The sequence below is a fragment of the Rhizobium glycinendophyticum genome, assembly GCF_006443685.1.
GTDB classification, from domain to species: Bacteria; Pseudomonadota; Alphaproteobacteria; order Rhizobiales; family Rhizobiaceae; genus Allorhizobium; species Allorhizobium glycinendophyticum.
This window is the reverse complement of the sequence record NZ_VFYP01000001.1, coordinates 1,892,650-1,908,146: the sequence shown is the minus strand read 5'-3', so window position 1 is coordinate 1,908,146 and position 15,497 is coordinate 1,892,650. Positions and strand designations below refer to the sequence as shown.

The following is a 15,497-nucleotide window of genomic DNA, read 5'->3' as shown; positions in this document are numbered from 1 at the left end:
TGTTAATTCTTGCCGCGATGGGGCGACGATAGCGCCCGGTCGCTTTCGGCGGCAATGAAATCAAGAATTTCGATCACCTGCGGGCAATCGAGATATTCCTCGCGGATCGCGGCGGCATTGGCACGCGCCGACCCCTCGCCTTCGAAGATCTGCTTGAAGGCGCGGCGAACCTGATGAATGACCGAGCGCTCAATCCCGGCGCGCGTCATTCCGACGACGTTCAGTCCGCCGAGAATGCCCGGGTTTCCGTTCAGCATGCCGTAAGGAATGACATCGTAGCTGACGGCCGCCAGGCCGCCGATGAAGGCGTTCCGGCCGATCCGGGTGAACTGGTGCACGGCACAGCCGCCGCTCAGGATCACGTAATCCTCGACCCGCACATGCCCGGCCAGCATCACATTGTTCGACAGGATGATGTTGTTGCCGAGGATGCAGTCATGGGCGACGTGTGAATTGGCGAGAAACAGGCAATTGTCGCCGACACGCGTGATCCCGCCACCGCCGACCGTGCCGCAGTTCATCGTCACGCCTTCGCGCATAGTGCAATTTGCGCCCACAATGAGGCGTGAATCTTCGCCCGCCTCATGCAGGCTCTGCGACACGCCACCAATCACCGCCATCGGAAAGATGCGGCTGTTTGGACCGATCTCCGTCAGGCCGCTGACAACGGCGTTCGACATCAGCTCCACGCCGTCCTTCAGAGTGACGCGCGGACCGACATGGCAGAATGGGCCAATGCGCACATTCTCGCCGATGACGGCGCCCGCCTCGACGACCGCCATCGGATGGATCACGGCAGTGGCGGCAATCGTGCTCATTTCGCGTCCTTGCGCATGATCATGGCGCCGATATCCGCTTCCGCGGCCAGCTGGCCGTCAACCTTGGCGTCGCAGTGGAACTTCCAGATATTGCCTCGCCGCTTCTGCTTGACCACATGGAATTCGACCCGGTCGCCCGGAACGACGGGCTTGCGGAAGCGCGCATTGTCGATGGTCATGAAGTAGACGAGGTTACCGCCCTCACCCTGTTTACGGGCGCAGATCGCACCGGCCGTCTGAGCCATGCCTTCGATCAGCAACACACCCGGCATAATCGGCGAATCCGGGAAGTGTCCGGTAAAGTGCGGCTCGTTGGCTGTTACATTCTTGATGCCGATCGCCGAATCGTCGCCGTCGATCTCGACGATCTTGTCGACCAGCAGGAAGGGATAGCGGTGCGGCAGGAGCTTCATGATCTCCAAGATATCAGCCGATCCCAATTCAGTCTTTGCGGCGTCAGTCATTGCTGGCTCCTTTGTCCTTGGCGCGGCTGTCATAGCGGCTCAAAGTCTCGGCCACCTCGCGCAGATAATCCTTCAACGGGCGGGCCGGGATCCCGCCATATTTCTCGCCCGGCGGCACGTCGGCCAGGACACCGCTCATGGCAGCAATCTGCACACCGTCGCCGATCTTGATATGGCCGTTCACGCCGGCCGCCCCACCGATCATCACGCCATCGCCGATCACCGTACTGCCGGCGATGCCAACTTGGCTGACGATGCCGCAATGGCGTCCGATGCGCACGTTGTGGCCGATCTGGACCAGATTGTCGATCTTCGTGCCCTCGCCGATGACCGTGTCATCCATAGTGCCACGATCGATCGTGGTGTTGGCTCCGATCTCGACGTGATCCTGAATGATCACGCGACCGACCTGAACGATTTTCAGCATGCCGCGCGGGCCAGGAGCGTAACCGAAACCATCCTGGCCAATCCGGGCCCCGTTGTGAATGATGACATTGTTCCCGACCAAGGCGACCTGCACGGTGGCGCCCGCCGCAATGGTGCAGTCACGACCGATGCGCACGCCGGGGCCAATCACCGCGCCGGGACCAATTCGCGTCCCGCTGCCGATCTCGGCGTTTGCCCCAATCACCGCCATTGCCTCAACCTCGACGCCGTCTTCCAGACGGGCAGTCGGATCGACATGGGCAGCAGCCGAGATCAAAGACGCCTCGCTGGTCATGCGGACCGGACGGAGACCCTCGGGATGCAGCAACGCGCCCGCCAAAGCAAAGGAGGTCTGTGCGCTTTTCGCCACAAGCACAGGGATGTGCTGCGGAATGAGCGACACCAGCGCTTTTTCGCAGAATATGGCCGATGCGTTGCAACTGAGAAGATCATCGCGGTTGCGACGGGACAGGATATAGCAGACGTCGCCCGCCTTGGCGCGAGCAACGGGCGAGACCGACCGGATGATCGTCTCGCCCTGCGTCTCATCTGCCAATTCCGCCCCCGTATGGGCTGCAAGTGCAGCCAGGGTCACCCCGGCATGGGGCGGAAAGAAGTGGTTATGCTCCATCAGAAAACGCTCCAGAACGTCAACCTGTCAGCAGTTCTGGACCGCTTGTCTTAGAACTGGTTCGCCATGCTGAACCGGAATTCCTGCGTGTCGTCAAAGTCTTCCTTGGCGACCGGAACAGCATAGTCGAAGCGAAGCGCGCCGAAGGGCGAGTTCCACAAGATGCCGGCGCCAACTGACGCGCGGATCGACATGCCGGTACCGACAGCCGTGCCGTCTCTCGCCAGTTCGCTGCCGTAGAGAGTGCCGGCATCTGCGAATACTGCGCCACGGAATCCAAGGTCTTGCGGAACCGCTGGCAGCGGGAAGGTCGCTTCAGCAGAAGCGGTGAAGTAGGTCGTACCGCCGATAGCATCACCATCCTGGCGCGGACCAATGCCGCTGTTGGCGAAGCCACGAACTTCCTTGCCGCCAATCTTGAACTGGTCGAAGACGTTCAGGTTGTCACCGAGCGCGACAACGTGACCGGCCGAACCAGAGAGCGAGCCGACGACATCGAGTTCGTCAGACAGCGTATAGAACATCTTGGCGCGAACATAGGCCTTGTAGAAGTCTGAGTCGCCACCGAGACCGGCATATTCCTGCGTGAAGCTGGCATAAATGCCTTCATGCGGGTTCTGACGATCGTCGACCGTGTTGTAAACGATCGAGTGACCGAGGATCGACTGGGTCCAGGTGCTACCAACGATGGCATCGATGTAAGGATCGGCAACCTGGTCATCGCCGCCGCCAGGCGCGTTGTCTGCACCGAACGCACCATCTTCGATGTAGTCGATCTGCTTGTACGTATAGCGAAGCGTCGTCGCGATATCTTCCGTGATCGGCGCCGTCACGCGAACCGTCGCGCCCTGCTCCTCGTAATCGTATTCCGAGTTGCTGCTGGTCGCGCTCTTGAAGACATCGAAGCCGGCAGCCAGACGGTAACCGAGGAAGTAAGGCTCGGTGAAGGAGAAGTTGTAGGTCTGCGTGTCGTCGAAGCCACCGCCGGCGGCAACGCGGATAAACTGACCGCGACCGAGGAAGTTCTTTTCTTCGACAGAGGCTTCCAGAACCACACCGCCATTGTCGACCGAGTAGCCAGCGCCGATCCCGAACGAGCCGGTCGGCTGGTCCTGCACGTCCACAACGACGACAACGCGGTCCGGCGAGCTGCCGGCCTGGGTCGAAATGTTGACCGACGAGAAGAAGCCGAGGGCTTCGAGGCGACGCTTGGCGCGGGTGATGGTTTCCTGGTTGAAGGCGTCGCCTTCGGAAATGTCGAACTCGCGGCGGATGACGTAGTCACGAGTACGGGTATTGCCGCGCACCTCGATACGCTCGACATAGGCGCGCTCGCCCTGGTCCACCAGATAGGTCACGCCGATCGTGTTGTTTTCGAAGTTGCGATCGCCACGCGGAACGACGCGAGCAAAAGGATAACCTGCCGACGAAACGCGGCGGGAAATGGCTTCCATCGACTTCTGGACGTCGCGCGCGCTGTAAGTGCTGCCTTCGCGGGTTTCAACGAGACCCTGAAGCTGGGCAGCATCCACGCCATCAACGGTCGATTCGACAGAGACTGCGCCGAACTTATAGCGCTGCCCTTCATCAACCGTGATGTTGATCGTGTATTCGTTGCCAGCCTCGTTGAGCACAGCTTCCGAGGATATAACGCGGAAGTCGGCATAGCCGTGGTTGTAGTAGAACTGGCGCAGCGCCTCTTCATCGGCGCGCAGCTTGTCTTCGTTGTAGACATCCTTGCGCGTCAGGAAGGACAGCATGCCCGATTCCTTCGTCTGCAATACGGATGCGAGACGACCGTCGGAATACGCATTGTTGCCGCTGAAATTGATTGCGCTGATCTTGGTGCGCTCGCCTTCGTTGATGACGAAAGCGAGATTGACGCGGCCTTCAGCAACCGGAACGACCTGGGTCGTCACCTCGACGTCACTGCGGCCAATCGCGGAATAGGCTTCCTTGATGCGCTGGATGTCGGAGCTGATCAGGCTGTCGGAATAGGGACCCTGCGGCTGCGTCTGGACGATGCCGACGAGCTTGTCATCCTTGATCTTGCGGTTGCCGTTGAAGACCACCTGATTGATCAGCTGGTTCTCAGCGACGGTCACGATGAGCGTGCCGCCGGAAACGGAAATCTGGACATCGGAGAAGAAGCCGGTGGCGTAAAGACGCTTCACGGACTCGTCGATGTCGGCATTGGTGAAGGACTTGCCAGGCTGGATGGAGAGGTTCGAGCGAACGGCCTCAGGCCCCACCCGCTGCGCCCCGCGCACGTCAACCCGCTGAATGACGGCAGCCTGGGCTGCGACAGCCGAGGCCATGACGGCAACACTTGCGCCCGTAGACACGATACCAGCAGACAGCGCGACCGCCGACACTGCGTTCAAAAATCTTGAACCAGCCTTCATGTGTGTACTTTACCTTCTTCAATTGCCCCGCAGTCGTAACCCCGACTCCGGCCCGTGTGTGGTTTTAGCGGGTTTTACCCTACAAGCAAGACTGCGCGTTAATTTCTGTTTACTTCATTTCAATCCGTGGCCCAATCGCCACTATCAATTTGAAACATCGTAAACAAATCCTTCCGCCCGTTGCAAGGACGACGCTCAGCCTATCAACCGGCTGATATCGTTCCAGGTGGCAAATACCATCAGGGAGAGGATCATCGCCAAACCGATGCGGAATGCAACCTCCTGCGCCCCCTGACCCATCGGCCTCCCGCGCACTGCTTCAATCGCGTAGAGAACGAGATGGCCGCCGTCAAGGACCGGAACTGGCATCAAGTTCAAAAGCCCCAGCGAAACCGAAAGAACCGCTGCCAGATTTAACAGAGCGATAATACCCAGTGTCGCCATTTCGCCAGATGCCTGGACAACCCGGACTGGACCGCCGAGCTGATCGGCATTCATCCGCCCAGCGAACATGTTGCCGATATAGTCAAAGGTGCCAGTCACGATGTGACCCGTCTGACGGATACCCTCCCACACGGCCTGCAACGGCGACAGCTCGACAATGCGAAAATTGCTGGCTTTCTGATCGGTGATGATGCCGATCTGGCCGACTTCCATCGAATTGCCAAAGCGATCCGTATTGATGGCCCGCTTGGGGACGATACCGAAATCGAGCTGCTGCTCGCCACGTCGCACCGTCACCGTGACTGGCACCTCGGGACGCATCGTGATGTAGCGCACCACATCATCGAATGTCTCGATCCTTCGACCGTCCAGAGCAATAAGGACATCGCCCCGCTCAATCCCGGCCGCCTCCGCGGCGCTACCCTGTTTCAGGTCCGCGACGACAGGGTCCGATACCGGCTTGCCCATGGTGCCGAACATGACCGCGAAGATAACGATGGCGAGAAGAAAATTGGCGATGGGACCTGCGGCAACCGTGACGGCACGCTTCCAGAGCTTTGCCCCGTTCAGCGTCTGCGCCTTTTCCGCCTCGCTCAAGTCTGCGATGGCGGAGCCATCGGGCATGCTGGCGGCGTCGGCATCCCCAAAGAACCGGACGTAACCGCCCAGCGGAATTGCGGAAACTTTCCAACGGGTTCCGTGGCCGTCGGTAAAGCCGACCAGTTCCGGACCGAAGCCCACGGAGAAGGCAAGAACCCGGATGCCCGACAATCGTCCGGCCAGATAGTGTCCTAACTCATGGATGAAAACGAGCAGGGACAGAATGAGGATATAGGGAAGAATATATCCGCCGAGAAAGCCGAGAACTGCGCTCATGTGATCCCTTGTCCCAATTCGTTTTTGCCGTCGCGACTGAGGCTTATGCCCCTCACCCGTACCTTCTCGACCGTCAAAGGCCGAAGAGGAAGGCGCCCATGGATACCACGGACTGGCTTGCGCCCGCAGAGAAAGCTATTGCGAGGAAGAACGCCGCAAAACAGGCAAATACAAGACCATCGACGCGATCCATGACGCCGCCGTGTCCGGGAATGAGATTGCTTGAATCCTTCACCCCAAAACGGCGCTTGATGAAGGATTCGAACAGGTCGCCGATCTGGCTTGCGATCGAGAGCGCGAACGCGACAACCACGATCCAGATACCCACGTCGTGGAAATGCGCCATGGCAACGACATAGCCACCGACCACCCCCGCGACGGTTCCGCCTATCGCGCCCGACCAGGTCTTGCCGGGCGAAATGCGCGGCGCAAGTTTGGGCCCGCCGATCGCACGACCGACGAAATAGGCCAGGATGTCGGTGGCCCAGACAACCACGAACACAAAGAGCATGGCAACGAGACCAAGCGAATCGTCTCCGCGGATCGCGGCGAGCGAGATGGCGCTCAGGCCCGCATAGAAGAGCCCGCCCGGATGCCACCAGCTTACCCGACGCAGCAGAGCTGGAATGGCAGCAGTGATCACCAGGCCGGCAAAGAGCGGCACGGTGAAATCTGCGGACCCGACCAACATGTTCAGGCAGACCAGCGCCATGGCGAGCCAGCCGAAGGAATTCGACCGTAGGCTCGTCTCGGCCAGGCGTGTCATTTTGGACCACTCGTAATAGACGAGAAGACCGATGGCGGCCGCGAGCAGCCGAAACGCCATGCCGCCGGCCCAGGTCGCCGCCAGCACCACGATCACCATGACGATCGCCGAATAGATCCGCAGTTGAAGCTCGCGAGAGATCGACAAGGTCATGAGCCAACCGCCACGACTTTATTCGAAAGGCCGCCGAAGCGCCGATCACGGGCGGCATACCGCTCCAGGACCATATCGAAGACCGCAGCCGTAAAGTCCGGCCAGAAATCCGGCACGAACATCAGCTCCGCATAAGCCGACTGCCAGAGGAGGAAGTTCGACAGGCGCTCCTCGCCGCTGGTGCGGATAACGAGGTCGGGATCGGGAATGCCGGCCGTATCCAGACTGTCGTTGATCTTCTGCGCATCGATATCGCAGGGATCGAGCCGGCCGGCTTGAACCTCGCGAGCGAGGCGCGCAGCAGCTCTGGCGATCTCATCGCGCGAACCGTAATTGAACGCGATGACCAGGGTCATTCCGCGGTTCTCGGCCGTGCGTTCCTCGGCCTCCAGCAGCAGCGAACGGATGTCCTCGCGCAGGTTAACCTTGTCCCCGATGATGCGGATGCGCACGGACGCCTGATGCAGATCAGCCAGATCGCGGCGGATAAACGCCTTCAGGAGGCCGAAGAGCTCGTTGACCTCGGCCTCTGGACGGCGCCAGTTCTCGGAGGAGAAGGCGAAGAGCGTGAGGAAGCCCACGCCGGCCTCGCGGGCCGCCTTGACGGTTTCGCGGACCGTCTCGACGCCCTTGCGATGGCCGAACGTGCGCGGCAGGCCCCGTGCATTCGCCCAGCGACCATTGCCGTCCATGATGATCGCAACATGCTGGGGTACGATGCGCTGTGATGCTCTCGACATGGGCTCCGATCCGGGCGGCGATGGAAATGGTATAAACGAACGACTCTCGCTTAAACCTGCATGATTTCCTTTTCCTTGTCGGCGAGCAAGCGATCGACGTCGACAATCGTGTCGTCCGTCATCTTTTGAACCTTGTCCGACAGTGAACGGCTGTCATCCTGGCTGATGGAACCGTCTTTTTCGCCCTTTTTAAGGCTGTCCATGCCATCGCGGCGGACGTGACGAATCGCCACCTTCGCCTTTTCTGCATATTCGTGCGCGACCTTGACGAGCGACTTGCGACGCTCCTCGTTCAGTTCTGGCAGCGGAATGCGCAGGTTTTGCCCATCCATGATCGGGTTGAGGCCGAGATTGGCCTCGCGGATAGCCCGGTCGACGGCATTTACCATCGACTTGTCCCAGATCGAAACACCGAGCATGCGCGGCTCCGGCACGGTCACGTTCGCCACCTGGTTCAACGGCACGCGCGATCCATAGGCCTCGACCGTGACGGGATCGAGAATATTGGCCGACGCGCGCCCGGTGCGCAGTGAGGCGATGTCGCTCTTGAATGCATTGATCGCGCCGTCCATGCGGCGCTTGATGTCGTTGAGATCAACCCCTGCGGTCATCATGGTTCTCCCATTGCTCGTTCAGCCGGCAGCCCATTCGGCGGGCGCCCATGGTTATTGGATCAGTTGTCAGTGACGATGGTCATGCGACCGGCGCCAGAGAGGATTTCGCCGAAGCCACCCTTCTCATGGATCGAGAAGACGATGATCGGAATGTGGTTTTCGCGGGCGAGCGCCACAGCGGCGACATCCATGACGGCAAGACCCTTCTGCAGAACCTCGTCATGGGTCAGGCTGTCGAAACGGGTCGCTGTCGGGTCTTTCTTCGGATCAGCGGAGTAGATTCCGTCCACCTGCGTGCCCTTGAAGATCGCCTCAGCGCCGATTTCGGCGGCGCGCAGGGCTGCGGCGGAATCGGTGGTAAAGAACGGGTTGCCCGTGCCGCCCGCGAAGATCACCACCCGGCCCTGCGCCAGGTGGTGCAAGGCGGCGCGCTGCGAAAAACTCTCGCAGATTTCCGGCATGGCGATCGCCGAGAGGACGACGGTGTCGATGTCGAGCTTGCGCAACGAGGTTGCAAGTGCCAGCGCGTTGATGACAGTCGCCAGCATGCCCATGTGGTCGCCCGTCACCCGGTCGCCACCCTTGGAGGCTACGGCCACGCCGCGGAAGATGTTGCCTCCGCCGACAACGACGCCGACTTCGACACCCATGCGGCGGGCTTCGGCGATGTCACCGGCGATCCGGTCGGCCACAGCGACGTCGATCCCGAAGCCCTGGCTTCCCATGAGGGCCTCACCGGAAGCCTTGAGGAGAACGCGTGTGAACAATGGCTTGGCGGTCATGTGTGCTCCCGAAATCAATTCAGTGCCGGATACACGAAGGGCATCGCGTTGTCACGCGATGCCCGATGTTTTCCCTCGAAAGGAGTGGCTCAATCAGCCCTTGGCGACAGCAGCGACTTCAGCTGCGAAGTCGCTCTCTTCCTTCTCGATGCCTTCGCCGAGGAGCAGGCGTGCCATGCCGGTGACTTCGATCGGGGCGCCGGCATCCTTCTCGGCAGCCTTGATGGCGTCGCCGACGGTCAGGTCGGGGTTGATGACGAAGGCCTGCGACAGAAGAGCAACTTCCTCGAAGAACTTGCGCATGCGGCCTTCTACCATCTTTTCGATGATGGCGTCCGGCTTGCCCGAGGCGCGCGACTGTTCGATGAAGACGTTGCGTTCGCGCTCAGCGACAGCAGCATCGACTTCTTCCGAACGGATGGCGAGCGGGTTGGTCGCTGCAATGTGCATGGCAACCTGGCGGCCAATCGCGGACAGAACGTCCTTGTTGCCGGTCGACTTCAGCGCAACGAGGACGCCGAGCTTGCCGAGACCTTCAGAGGCGGCGTTGTGAACGTAGGTCGCAACAACACCGTCTTCGACTGACAGCTTGACGGCGCGGCGCAGCGTCATGTTCTCGCCGATATGGGCGATTGCGTCCTTGATTGTGTCGGTGACGGTCTTGCCGCTGGCCGGATAGGTGGCCGCGCCGATCGCTTCGACCGAACCGTCGGTAGTGATGGCAACGGAAGCCACGCCGCGAACGAGGTCCTGGAAAGCCTCGTTACGGGCAACGAAGTCGGTTTCGGAGTTGACTTCGACGACAACAGCCGAGGTGCCATTGCCATTGATGCCGATCAGGCCTTCGGCTGCAGTGCGGCCCGACTTCTTGTCAGCCTTGGCGATACCCTTGGCACGCAGCCAGTCGATGGCGGCTTCGACGTCACCGTCGTTTTCGATGAGAGCCTTCTTGCAATCCATCATGCCTGCGCCGGACTTCTCGCGCAGTTCCTTAACCAGTGCTGCAGTGATTTCAGCCATTGTGTGCCTCTTGTCTGTTCAAGCGATGCACCAGACGATCATGATCCCGGAGCATGCTGTTTGGGGGACGAAATGTACCCGGAAGTGTGACAACGTGATGAAGCAGGTCACCACGAAAACCTTGAGCGCATTCGGGACCGCATCAGTGACAGGTCGCCGGAATTGCGAGGCCGCCCGAGGCTCAACTGAGCGTCCGGGCGGCCGTATCCCTTGACGGGTACGGCGGATCAGATCCGCCGCGTTCGAAGCATCAAGCTTCGGCTTCGGTCTCGAGAGCCGGCTCGATCGGAGCTTCGGCGGATGCGCCGATGTCACGACCGGAAGAGCCCTGCTGGCGAGCGATGCCGTCGATTGCAGCGCGCGAGATCAGGTCGCAGTACAGCGAAATGGCGCGCGAAGCGTCGTCGTTACCCGGGATCGGATAGTCGATGAGGTCCGGATCGCAGTTCGAGTCGATGACAGCAACGACCGGGATGCCGAGGCGCTTGGCTTCGTCGATCGCGATCTTTTCCTTGTTGGTGTCGATGATGAACATCAGGTCCGGAACGCCGCCCATGTCACGGATACCGCCGAGCGCCTTGTCGAGCTTTTCGCGCTCGCGCTCAAGGTTCAGGCGCTCCTTCTTCGAGTAGCCGGAGGCTTCCGAAGCGAGGATCTCATCGAGCTTGCGCAGGCGAGCGATCGAATTCGAGATGGTCTTCCAGTTGGTCATCATGCCGCCGAGCCAGCGGGAGTTGACGTAGTACTGGGCCGAACGCTTGGCGCTGTCGGCAATGATTTCCGAAGCCTGACGCTTGGTGCCGACGAACAGGACGCGGCCACCACGAGCAACGGTGTCGGACACGACCTGCAGGGCGCGCGACAGCATCGGGACGGACTGAGCCAGATCGATGATGTGAATGTTGTTACGATCGCCGAAGATGTACGGCTTCATCTTCGGGTTCCAGCGGTGTGTCTGGTGGCCGAAGTGAACGCCAGCTTCCAGAAGCTGACGCATGCTAAAATCAGGCAATGCCATGCCTTTTTCTCCTTTTCCGGTTTAACCCCCGCGAAGCAAACAGCACCCCTTACGGGGAAGCCACCGGGCGGAAAACTCAGGATTTCTCCCTGAACTTCCCAAGCTTCGCGTGTGGAATGATGCGGCCCATACAGGGGTCGCGGCACAAAATCAAGCCTTTGCCCTAGAGTTCAAGCAAGAAGGCCCGAATTGATCACTTGCAGTCGCCGTTCGGGGGGCCGAGCACTTCCAGCTTGGTCAGCTTGCCGGCCAGGACGAAGTCGCCGTAGTCGAGCGTCAGATCACGGGTGACGCCATTCTCGTAGAGTTTGAAGGACTGGCTATAGATCGGCAACTGGTCGCCCTTCTTCTTCTCGTCGAAATAGGCGATGGACACGGGCCAGTAATCGCTTGAGCCAAACGGGGCCACGGCCTTCGCTTCTGGATCGGTATCGAGGGATTTTTGCGGGGCACCGACAACAGTCGTGGTCAGGAAGGTCTGGTCGCCATCCTCGGAGCCGTCGAAGATCCGCGATTCGAAGACACGCTCACCCTTCCGAGCCCTCGCGATCACTTCCAGCATGTGTTCTGCCGGAAAGCGGCTGTTCGCCAGTTCCAGTTCCCGCTGATTGGGGCCGGTGAGCTCAATCGTCACCTTGTCGCCGGCCTCTGCGGCAGCTCCGCTCACGTCTTTGTCAAGCTGATCATCGGTGAAGGACTTGTTGTCGAAGCGAAACTTTCCGGCGCTCACGTCCTCGAAAGTGTTCGAGCGCTGATCGGTGACGCGGACCCCATCGCCGACATCGATCCGGGTGACAAAGCGAAACTGGGTGTTGAAGCCCTTGCAGGACGAGCCTGAGAACTCATAGACCATGCGACCGCGTACGCCCTCGATGCCGGAGCGGTCGGAGGCTTCCTTTAAAAATATGTCGTAGACAGCGCGATGCGGCACAAGGCCGATCGTGGCGGCCGTAGCCTGCCAGGCAGCCATGCTGGCGGCGAGGGTCAATGTGGCGGCCGCCGCCATACGCAAAGGAAACATCGACAACCTCCTGTTGGACTCGTCGTCGATGTTATAAGAACACATCCGGCAAAAGCGAGACATGCTTTTCGTCGTCAGAAGTTTCTCACCTCTTTTCAACAAACCGGGATTTCGCCATGTCCGATACCATCGACAGCCGCCTTGCAGCGCTGGGAATCACCCTTCCCGAAGCCGCTGCCCCTGCTGCCAACTATGTCCCCTTCGTGATCAGCGGAAACCTGCTCTATCTCTCGGGCCAATTGCCGATTGAAGGCGGAAAAGTGGCGGTCCTCGGTCTCGTCGGCTCGGACGTGGCGCTTGCAGAAGCGCAGCGTGCCGCCGAACTTTGCGCGATTAACATCCTGGCGCAGGCGAAGAGTGCGCTTGGCGGCGACCTCTCGCGCATCACCCGCGTGATCAAGCTGAACGGATTCGTTGCCTCGGCCCCAGGCTTCACCGAGCAGCACCTCGTCATCAACGGCGCCTCCAACCTGATCGCCAATGTCCTTGGCGAAGCGGGTAAACATGCCCGTGCCGCCGTCGGCATGGCAGCCCTCCCGCTAAATGCCGCGGTCGAGATCGACGCGATCCTGGAGATCAGCCTGTGAGCGGGATCGACTGGATCAAGGACCTACCCGTCGCCCATCGCGGCTATCATGACATGAACAAGACAGTCTGGGAAAACACGCTGTCTGCCTTCTCGCGCGCGATCGAGGCGGGATTTGCGATTGAATGCGATATCCAGCTGTCTTCCGACAGCGTGCCTATGGTCTTCCACGATCATGACCTGCAGCGGCTCTGCGGGCTTGCTGGCGAAGTTCGGGAGCGCACGGCGGGTGAGTTGAAGATGCTGTCTATCGGCGGCACGAAGGACAAGATCCCGACGCTCCGCCAGATGCTCGACCTCGTCAAGGGACAGGTGCCCCTGGTCATCGAGCTCAAGGGCATCGATGCGGAACAGGACGATGGATTCGTTGAAAGCGTGCTGGAAGTGCTGGACGGCTATGAGGGCAAGGTCGCGCTGATGAGCTTCGACTATCACCTCTTGCGGGCGCTGAAGCATGTTGACTGCCCCTACCCGGTCGGACTGACAGCCGAGGGCGTCAAGCCAGAAGTGCTGGCAGCGCATGAGGAAGCGATGGCGCTCGGCCTGGACTTTACCTCCTATTGTGCAGCCCATCTGCCGAACACCTTCATCACCGCCCTGCGTGAAAAGGGCACACCCGTGATTACCTGGACGGTCAGGGATGAAATCATGCGGGAGCGCACCTATACCTACGCAGACCAAATGACGTTCGAAGGTTTTGACCCGCGCGTAGCGCCGGCTTTGGCCTGAGACTGGCACGCACAGGGAGATCCATGGCAGACGAGGTGACTGTCCGCATTGCCGGCTCCTTCCGGGAGATCGATCCGTCCGATTGGGCCACACTGTCCGGCACGTCACGTGCCGGACCCGGCTACAATCCCTTCGTCTCTCATGCCTTTCTGTCGGCGATGGACGAGTCCGGCTCGGCCGTTGCCGAGACCGGATGGATGGGCCATCATCTGTTGCTGGAGGAAGACGGCCGGCTGATCGGCGCCGTCCCTTGCTATCTCAAGAACCACAGCCAGGGTGAATACGTCTTCGACCATGGCTGGGCGGATGCTTATCAGCGAGCCGGTGGCCGCTATTATCCAAAGCTGCAGGCGTCGGTGCCGTTCACCCCGGCGACGGGGCCTCGGTTGCTCGTGCGGCAGGGCGAGGATGTCGAGCGTGTCTCCGGTCTTCTCGCCGAGGCGCTTTCCCAGGTGACGCGCAAGATGGGCGCGTCATCGGCGCATGTCACCTTTCTTCCGCAAGGTGAGTTGCCTTCCCTTACGGATGCCAATTTCCTGCATCGGACCGACCAGCAGTTCCATTTCATCAATCGCGGCTATGCCGACCACGAGGCTTTCCTGGCCGAACTCTCCTCTTCCAAACGAAAGAATCTTCGCAAGGAACGGCGGGCGGCGGTGGAGAACGGCATCATCATCGACTGGCTGACCGGCGGCGATCTAACGGAAGACATATGGGACCAGTTCTTCCGCTTCTATATCGATACCGGCAGCCGCAAATGGGGCAGGCCCTACCTCACCCGCAGCTTCTATTCGTTGATTGGGGAGCGCATGGCCGATGACGTGCTGTTGGTGATGGCCAAGCGCGACGGGCGCTATGTTGCGGGCGCGATCAACTTCATCGGGGCCGATGCGCTATACGGCCGCCACTGGGGCTGCATTGAGGATCATCCCTTCCTGCATTTCGAGGTCTGCTACCATCAGGCGATCGACTTTGCCCTGTCGAAGGGTCTTGCACGCGTCGAGGCAGGCGCGCAGGGGGAGCACAAGCTGGCGCGCGGCTACGAGCCCGTCACCACGCATTCGGCACACTACATCGCCCATCCGGGGCTCCGACGCGCCGTCGCAGACTATCTCGAACACGAGCGACGGGAAGTTGCCCAGATAAGCGATTATCTCGGCGAGCATACACCCTTCCGCAAGGGTGACCGTCAGCCGCGCGAGGGCGAAGAATTCGACGGTTGAGGACCGCAGCAGCGGCTTGAAGGACGGGACTGATTGCCGCTAACTGCGCAACGAATTTAGGAGATATCGATGACTGCCTACGATCCCAACAACATCTTCGCCAAGATCCTGTCCGGCGACATTCCATCGGTGAAGCTTTATGAAGACGACGACACGCTGGCGTTCATGGATGTCATGCCGCAAGCGCCGGGGCACCTGCTCGTGATCCCAAAGCAGGGTTCACGCAATCTGCTGGATGCCGATCCCGCCGTCCTCGCAAAGCTCCTGCCGGTCGTGCAGAAACTGGCCAATGCCGCCAAGGAGGCCTTCGAGGCAGACGGAGTCTATGTCGCTCAGTTTAACGAGGCGGCCGCCGGTCAGACCGTCTTCCACCTGCATTTCCACGTCATCCCGCGTCATGATGGGCTGCCGCTCAAGCCCCATACGGGCGGCATGGAAAACGTCGACGTGCTGAAGGCCAATGCCGAGAAGATCAGGGCCGCGCTCTGAGAGACTCGGCCAGTCTTTACTGACCCTCGTCGCGGGGGCAGCCCAGAATACGACCGAGAAGTGCCAAGACACCGATACTGGTCGCGATCAGCGCGGTCACCCCGAGCATGCCGGGCGCCGCACCAAACCAGCCTCCGCCACGGCTTCGCGCAAGATCCTTAGGCAGCACCTTGAACCTCGGCGGGACGCCGTGTTTCAGGCGGCGGAAACGCAGGACTCGGGCCATTCCATTTTCCGTTAATCACTCAACAGCCTCGATTTGGGAAACAAAAGTGGCATTTTCAGTGCCTAC

Annotated in this window: 17 protein-coding genes; 4 read left to right on the top strand and 13 right to left on the bottom strand. The window is 60.4% G+C overall.

Translation table 11 applies throughout. From position 1 onward, the window contains the following. Nucleotides 1–2 precede the first annotated feature (2 nt). From lpxA to FJQ55_RS09330, 12 genes are all read right to left on the bottom strand, one after another. The gene (gene lpxA / locus FJQ55_RS09385; RefSeq protein ID WP_140827414.1) at nt 3–818 is read right to left on the bottom strand and encodes an acyl-ACP--UDP-N-acetylglucosamine O-acyltransferase; all 816 of its coding nucleotides are present in this window, start codon (nt 816–818) and stop codon (nt 3–5) included. After that, a complete protein-coding gene (gene fabZ, locus FJQ55_RS09380; RefSeq protein WP_140827412.1) occupies nt 815–1,282 on the bottom strand; it encodes a 3-hydroxyacyl-ACP dehydratase FabZ in 468 nt (155 codons plus the stop codon). Before fabZ ends, lpxA begins: the two co-directional genes overlap by 4 nt. Continuing rightward, entirely contained in the window at nt 1,275–2,339 is a 1,065-nt protein-coding gene (lpxD, locus tag FJQ55_RS09375) for a UDP-3-O-(3-hydroxymyristoyl)glucosamine N-acyltransferase (protein WP_140827409.1), read from the bottom strand. Before lpxD ends, fabZ begins: the two co-directional genes overlap by 8 nt. A 50-nt stretch (nt 2,340–2,389) precedes the next feature. After that, nucleotides 2,390–4,744: an outer membrane protein assembly factor BamA gene (gene bamA / locus FJQ55_RS09370; RefSeq protein WP_140827407.1), complete on the bottom strand. Its 2,355-nt coding sequence runs from the start codon at nt 4,742–4,744 to the stop codon at nt 2,390–2,392. 195 nt (nt 4,745–4,939) lie between these two features. Continuing rightward, nucleotides 4,940–6,064: an RIP metalloprotease RseP gene (rseP, locus tag FJQ55_RS09365; protein WP_140827404.1), complete on the bottom strand. Its 1,125-nt coding sequence runs from the start codon at nt 6,062–6,064 to the stop codon at nt 4,940–4,942. A gap of 73 nt (nt 6,065–6,137) precedes the next feature. Beyond that, on the bottom strand, nt 6,138–6,971 hold the full coding sequence (locus tag FJQ55_RS09360) for a phosphatidate cytidylyltransferase (protein ID WP_140829181.1): 834 nt from the start codon (nt 6,969–6,971) through the stop codon (nt 6,138–6,140). Nucleotides 6,972–6,979: 8 nt separating this feature from the next. Then, nucleotides 6,980–7,723, bottom strand: coding sequence for an isoprenyl transferase (locus tag FJQ55_RS09355; RefSeq protein WP_140827401.1), 744 nt, complete (start codon nt 7,721–7,723; stop codon nt 6,980–6,982). Nucleotides 7,724–7,773: 50 nt separating this feature from the next. Next, the gene (gene frr, locus FJQ55_RS09350) at nt 7,774–8,334 is read right to left on the bottom strand and encodes a ribosome recycling factor (RefSeq protein WP_140827400.1); all 561 of its coding nucleotides are present in this window, start codon (nt 8,332–8,334) and stop codon (nt 7,774–7,776) included. Between the two features lie 62 nt (nt 8,335–8,396). Beyond that, a complete protein-coding gene (gene pyrH / locus FJQ55_RS09345; RefSeq protein WP_140827399.1) occupies nt 8,397–9,119 on the bottom strand; it encodes a UMP kinase in 723 nt (240 codons plus the stop codon). Nucleotides 9,120–9,212: 93 nt separating this feature from the next. Further along, nucleotides 9,213–10,139 carry a translation elongation factor Ts gene (gene tsf / locus FJQ55_RS09340; protein ID WP_140827397.1) on the bottom strand — a complete coding sequence of 309 codons (927 nt, stop codon included), beginning with the start codon at nt 10,137–10,139 and terminating at the stop codon, nt 9,213–9,215. Between the two features lie 250 nt (nt 10,140–10,389). Then, the gene (gene rpsB / locus FJQ55_RS09335; protein WP_140827396.1) at nt 10,390–11,157 is read right to left on the bottom strand and encodes a 30S ribosomal protein S2; all 768 of its coding nucleotides are present in this window, start codon (nt 11,155–11,157) and stop codon (nt 10,390–10,392) included. Between the two features lie 193 nt (nt 11,158–11,350). After that, nucleotides 11,351–12,178: a cell envelope integrity EipB family protein gene (locus tag FJQ55_RS09330; RefSeq protein ID WP_140827395.1), complete on the bottom strand. Its 828-nt coding sequence runs from the start codon at nt 12,176–12,178 to the stop codon at nt 11,351–11,353. Nucleotides 12,179–12,294: 116 nt separating this feature from the next. On the opposite strand from FJQ55_RS09330, the gene FJQ55_RS09325 reads away from it, so the two are divergent. The 4 genes from FJQ55_RS09325 (at nt 12,295) to FJQ55_RS09310 (ending at nt 15,205) form a co-directional block, all read left to right on the top strand. Further along, nucleotides 12,295–12,765, top strand: a complete 471-nt coding sequence (locus FJQ55_RS09325; RefSeq protein WP_140827394.1) for a RidA family protein — start codon at nt 12,295–12,297, stop codon at nt 12,763–12,765. Next, on the top strand, nt 12,762–13,493 hold the full coding sequence (locus tag FJQ55_RS09320) for a glycerophosphodiester phosphodiesterase (protein WP_140827392.1): 732 nt from the start codon (nt 12,762–12,764) through the stop codon (nt 13,491–13,493). The genes FJQ55_RS09325 and FJQ55_RS09320 overlap by 4 nt, the downstream gene beginning before the upstream one ends. Nucleotides 13,494–13,516: 23 nt before the next feature. After that, entirely contained in the window at nt 13,517–14,716 is a 1,200-nt protein-coding gene (locus FJQ55_RS09315; RefSeq protein WP_140827391.1) for a GNAT family N-acetyltransferase, read from the top strand. A gap of 63 nt (nt 14,717–14,779) precedes the next feature. Beyond that, nucleotides 14,780–15,205 carry an HIT family protein gene (locus FJQ55_RS09310; RefSeq protein ID WP_167507728.1) on the top strand — a complete coding sequence of 142 codons (426 nt, stop codon included), beginning with the start codon at nt 14,780–14,782 and terminating at the stop codon, nt 15,203–15,205. Nucleotides 15,206–15,221: 16 nt separating this feature from the next. Here the strand turns inward: FJQ55_RS09310 and FJQ55_RS09305 are convergent, their stop codons facing one another. Then, nucleotides 15,222–15,431, bottom strand: coding sequence for a hypothetical protein (locus FJQ55_RS09305; protein WP_140827388.1), 210 nt, complete (start codon nt 15,429–15,431; stop codon nt 15,222–15,224). Nucleotides 15,432–15,497: the final 66 nt, after the last annotated feature.

Coding starts and splice junctions, on each gene's coding strand:
- lpxD (WP_140827409.1), bottom strand. CDS start 2,339: ATGGAGCATAACCACTTCTTTCCGCCCCATGCCGGGGTGACCCTGGCT.
- tsf (WP_140827397.1), bottom strand. CDS start 10,139: ATGGCTGAAATCACTGCAGCACTGGTTAAGGAACTGCGCGAGAAGTCC.
- FJQ55_RS09305 (WP_140827388.1), bottom strand. CDS start 15,431: ATGGCCCGAGTCCTGCGTTTCCGCCGCCTGAAACACGGCGTCCCGCCG.
- lpxA (WP_140827414.1), bottom strand. CDS start 818: ATGAGCACGATTGCCGCCACTGCCGTGATCCATCCGATGGCGGTCGTC.
- FJQ55_RS09355 (WP_140827401.1), bottom strand. CDS start 7,723: ATGTCGAGAGCATCACAGCGCATCGTACCCCAGCATGTTGCGATCATC.
- fabZ (WP_140827412.1), bottom strand. CDS start 1,282: ATGACTGACGCCGCAAAGACTGAATTGGGATCGGCTGATATCTTGGAG.
- FJQ55_RS09325 (WP_140827394.1), top strand. CDS start 12,295: ATGTCCGATACCATCGACAGCCGCCTTGCAGCGCTGGGAATCACCCTT.
- rpsB (WP_140827396.1), bottom strand. CDS start 11,157: ATGGCATTGCCTGATTTTAGCATGCGTCAGCTTCTGGAAGCTGGCGTT.
- bamA (WP_140827407.1), bottom strand. CDS start 4,744: ATGAAGGCTGGTTCAAGATTTTTGAACGCAGTGTCGGCGGTCGCGCTG.
- frr (WP_140827400.1), bottom strand. CDS start 8,334: ATGACCGCAGGGGTTGATCTCAACGACATCAAGCGCCGCATGGACGGC.
- FJQ55_RS09315 (WP_140827391.1), top strand. CDS start 13,517: ATGGCAGACGAGGTGACTGTCCGCATTGCCGGCTCCTTCCGGGAGATC.
- rseP (WP_140827404.1), bottom strand. CDS start 6,064: ATGAGCGCAGTTCTCGGCTTTCTCGGCGGATATATTCTTCCCTATATC.
- pyrH (WP_140827399.1), bottom strand. CDS start 9,119: ATGACCGCCAAGCCATTGTTCACACGCGTTCTCCTCAAGGCTTCCGGT.
- FJQ55_RS09330 (WP_140827395.1), bottom strand. CDS start 12,178: ATGTTTCCTTTGCGTATGGCGGCGGCCGCCACATTGACCCTCGCCGCC.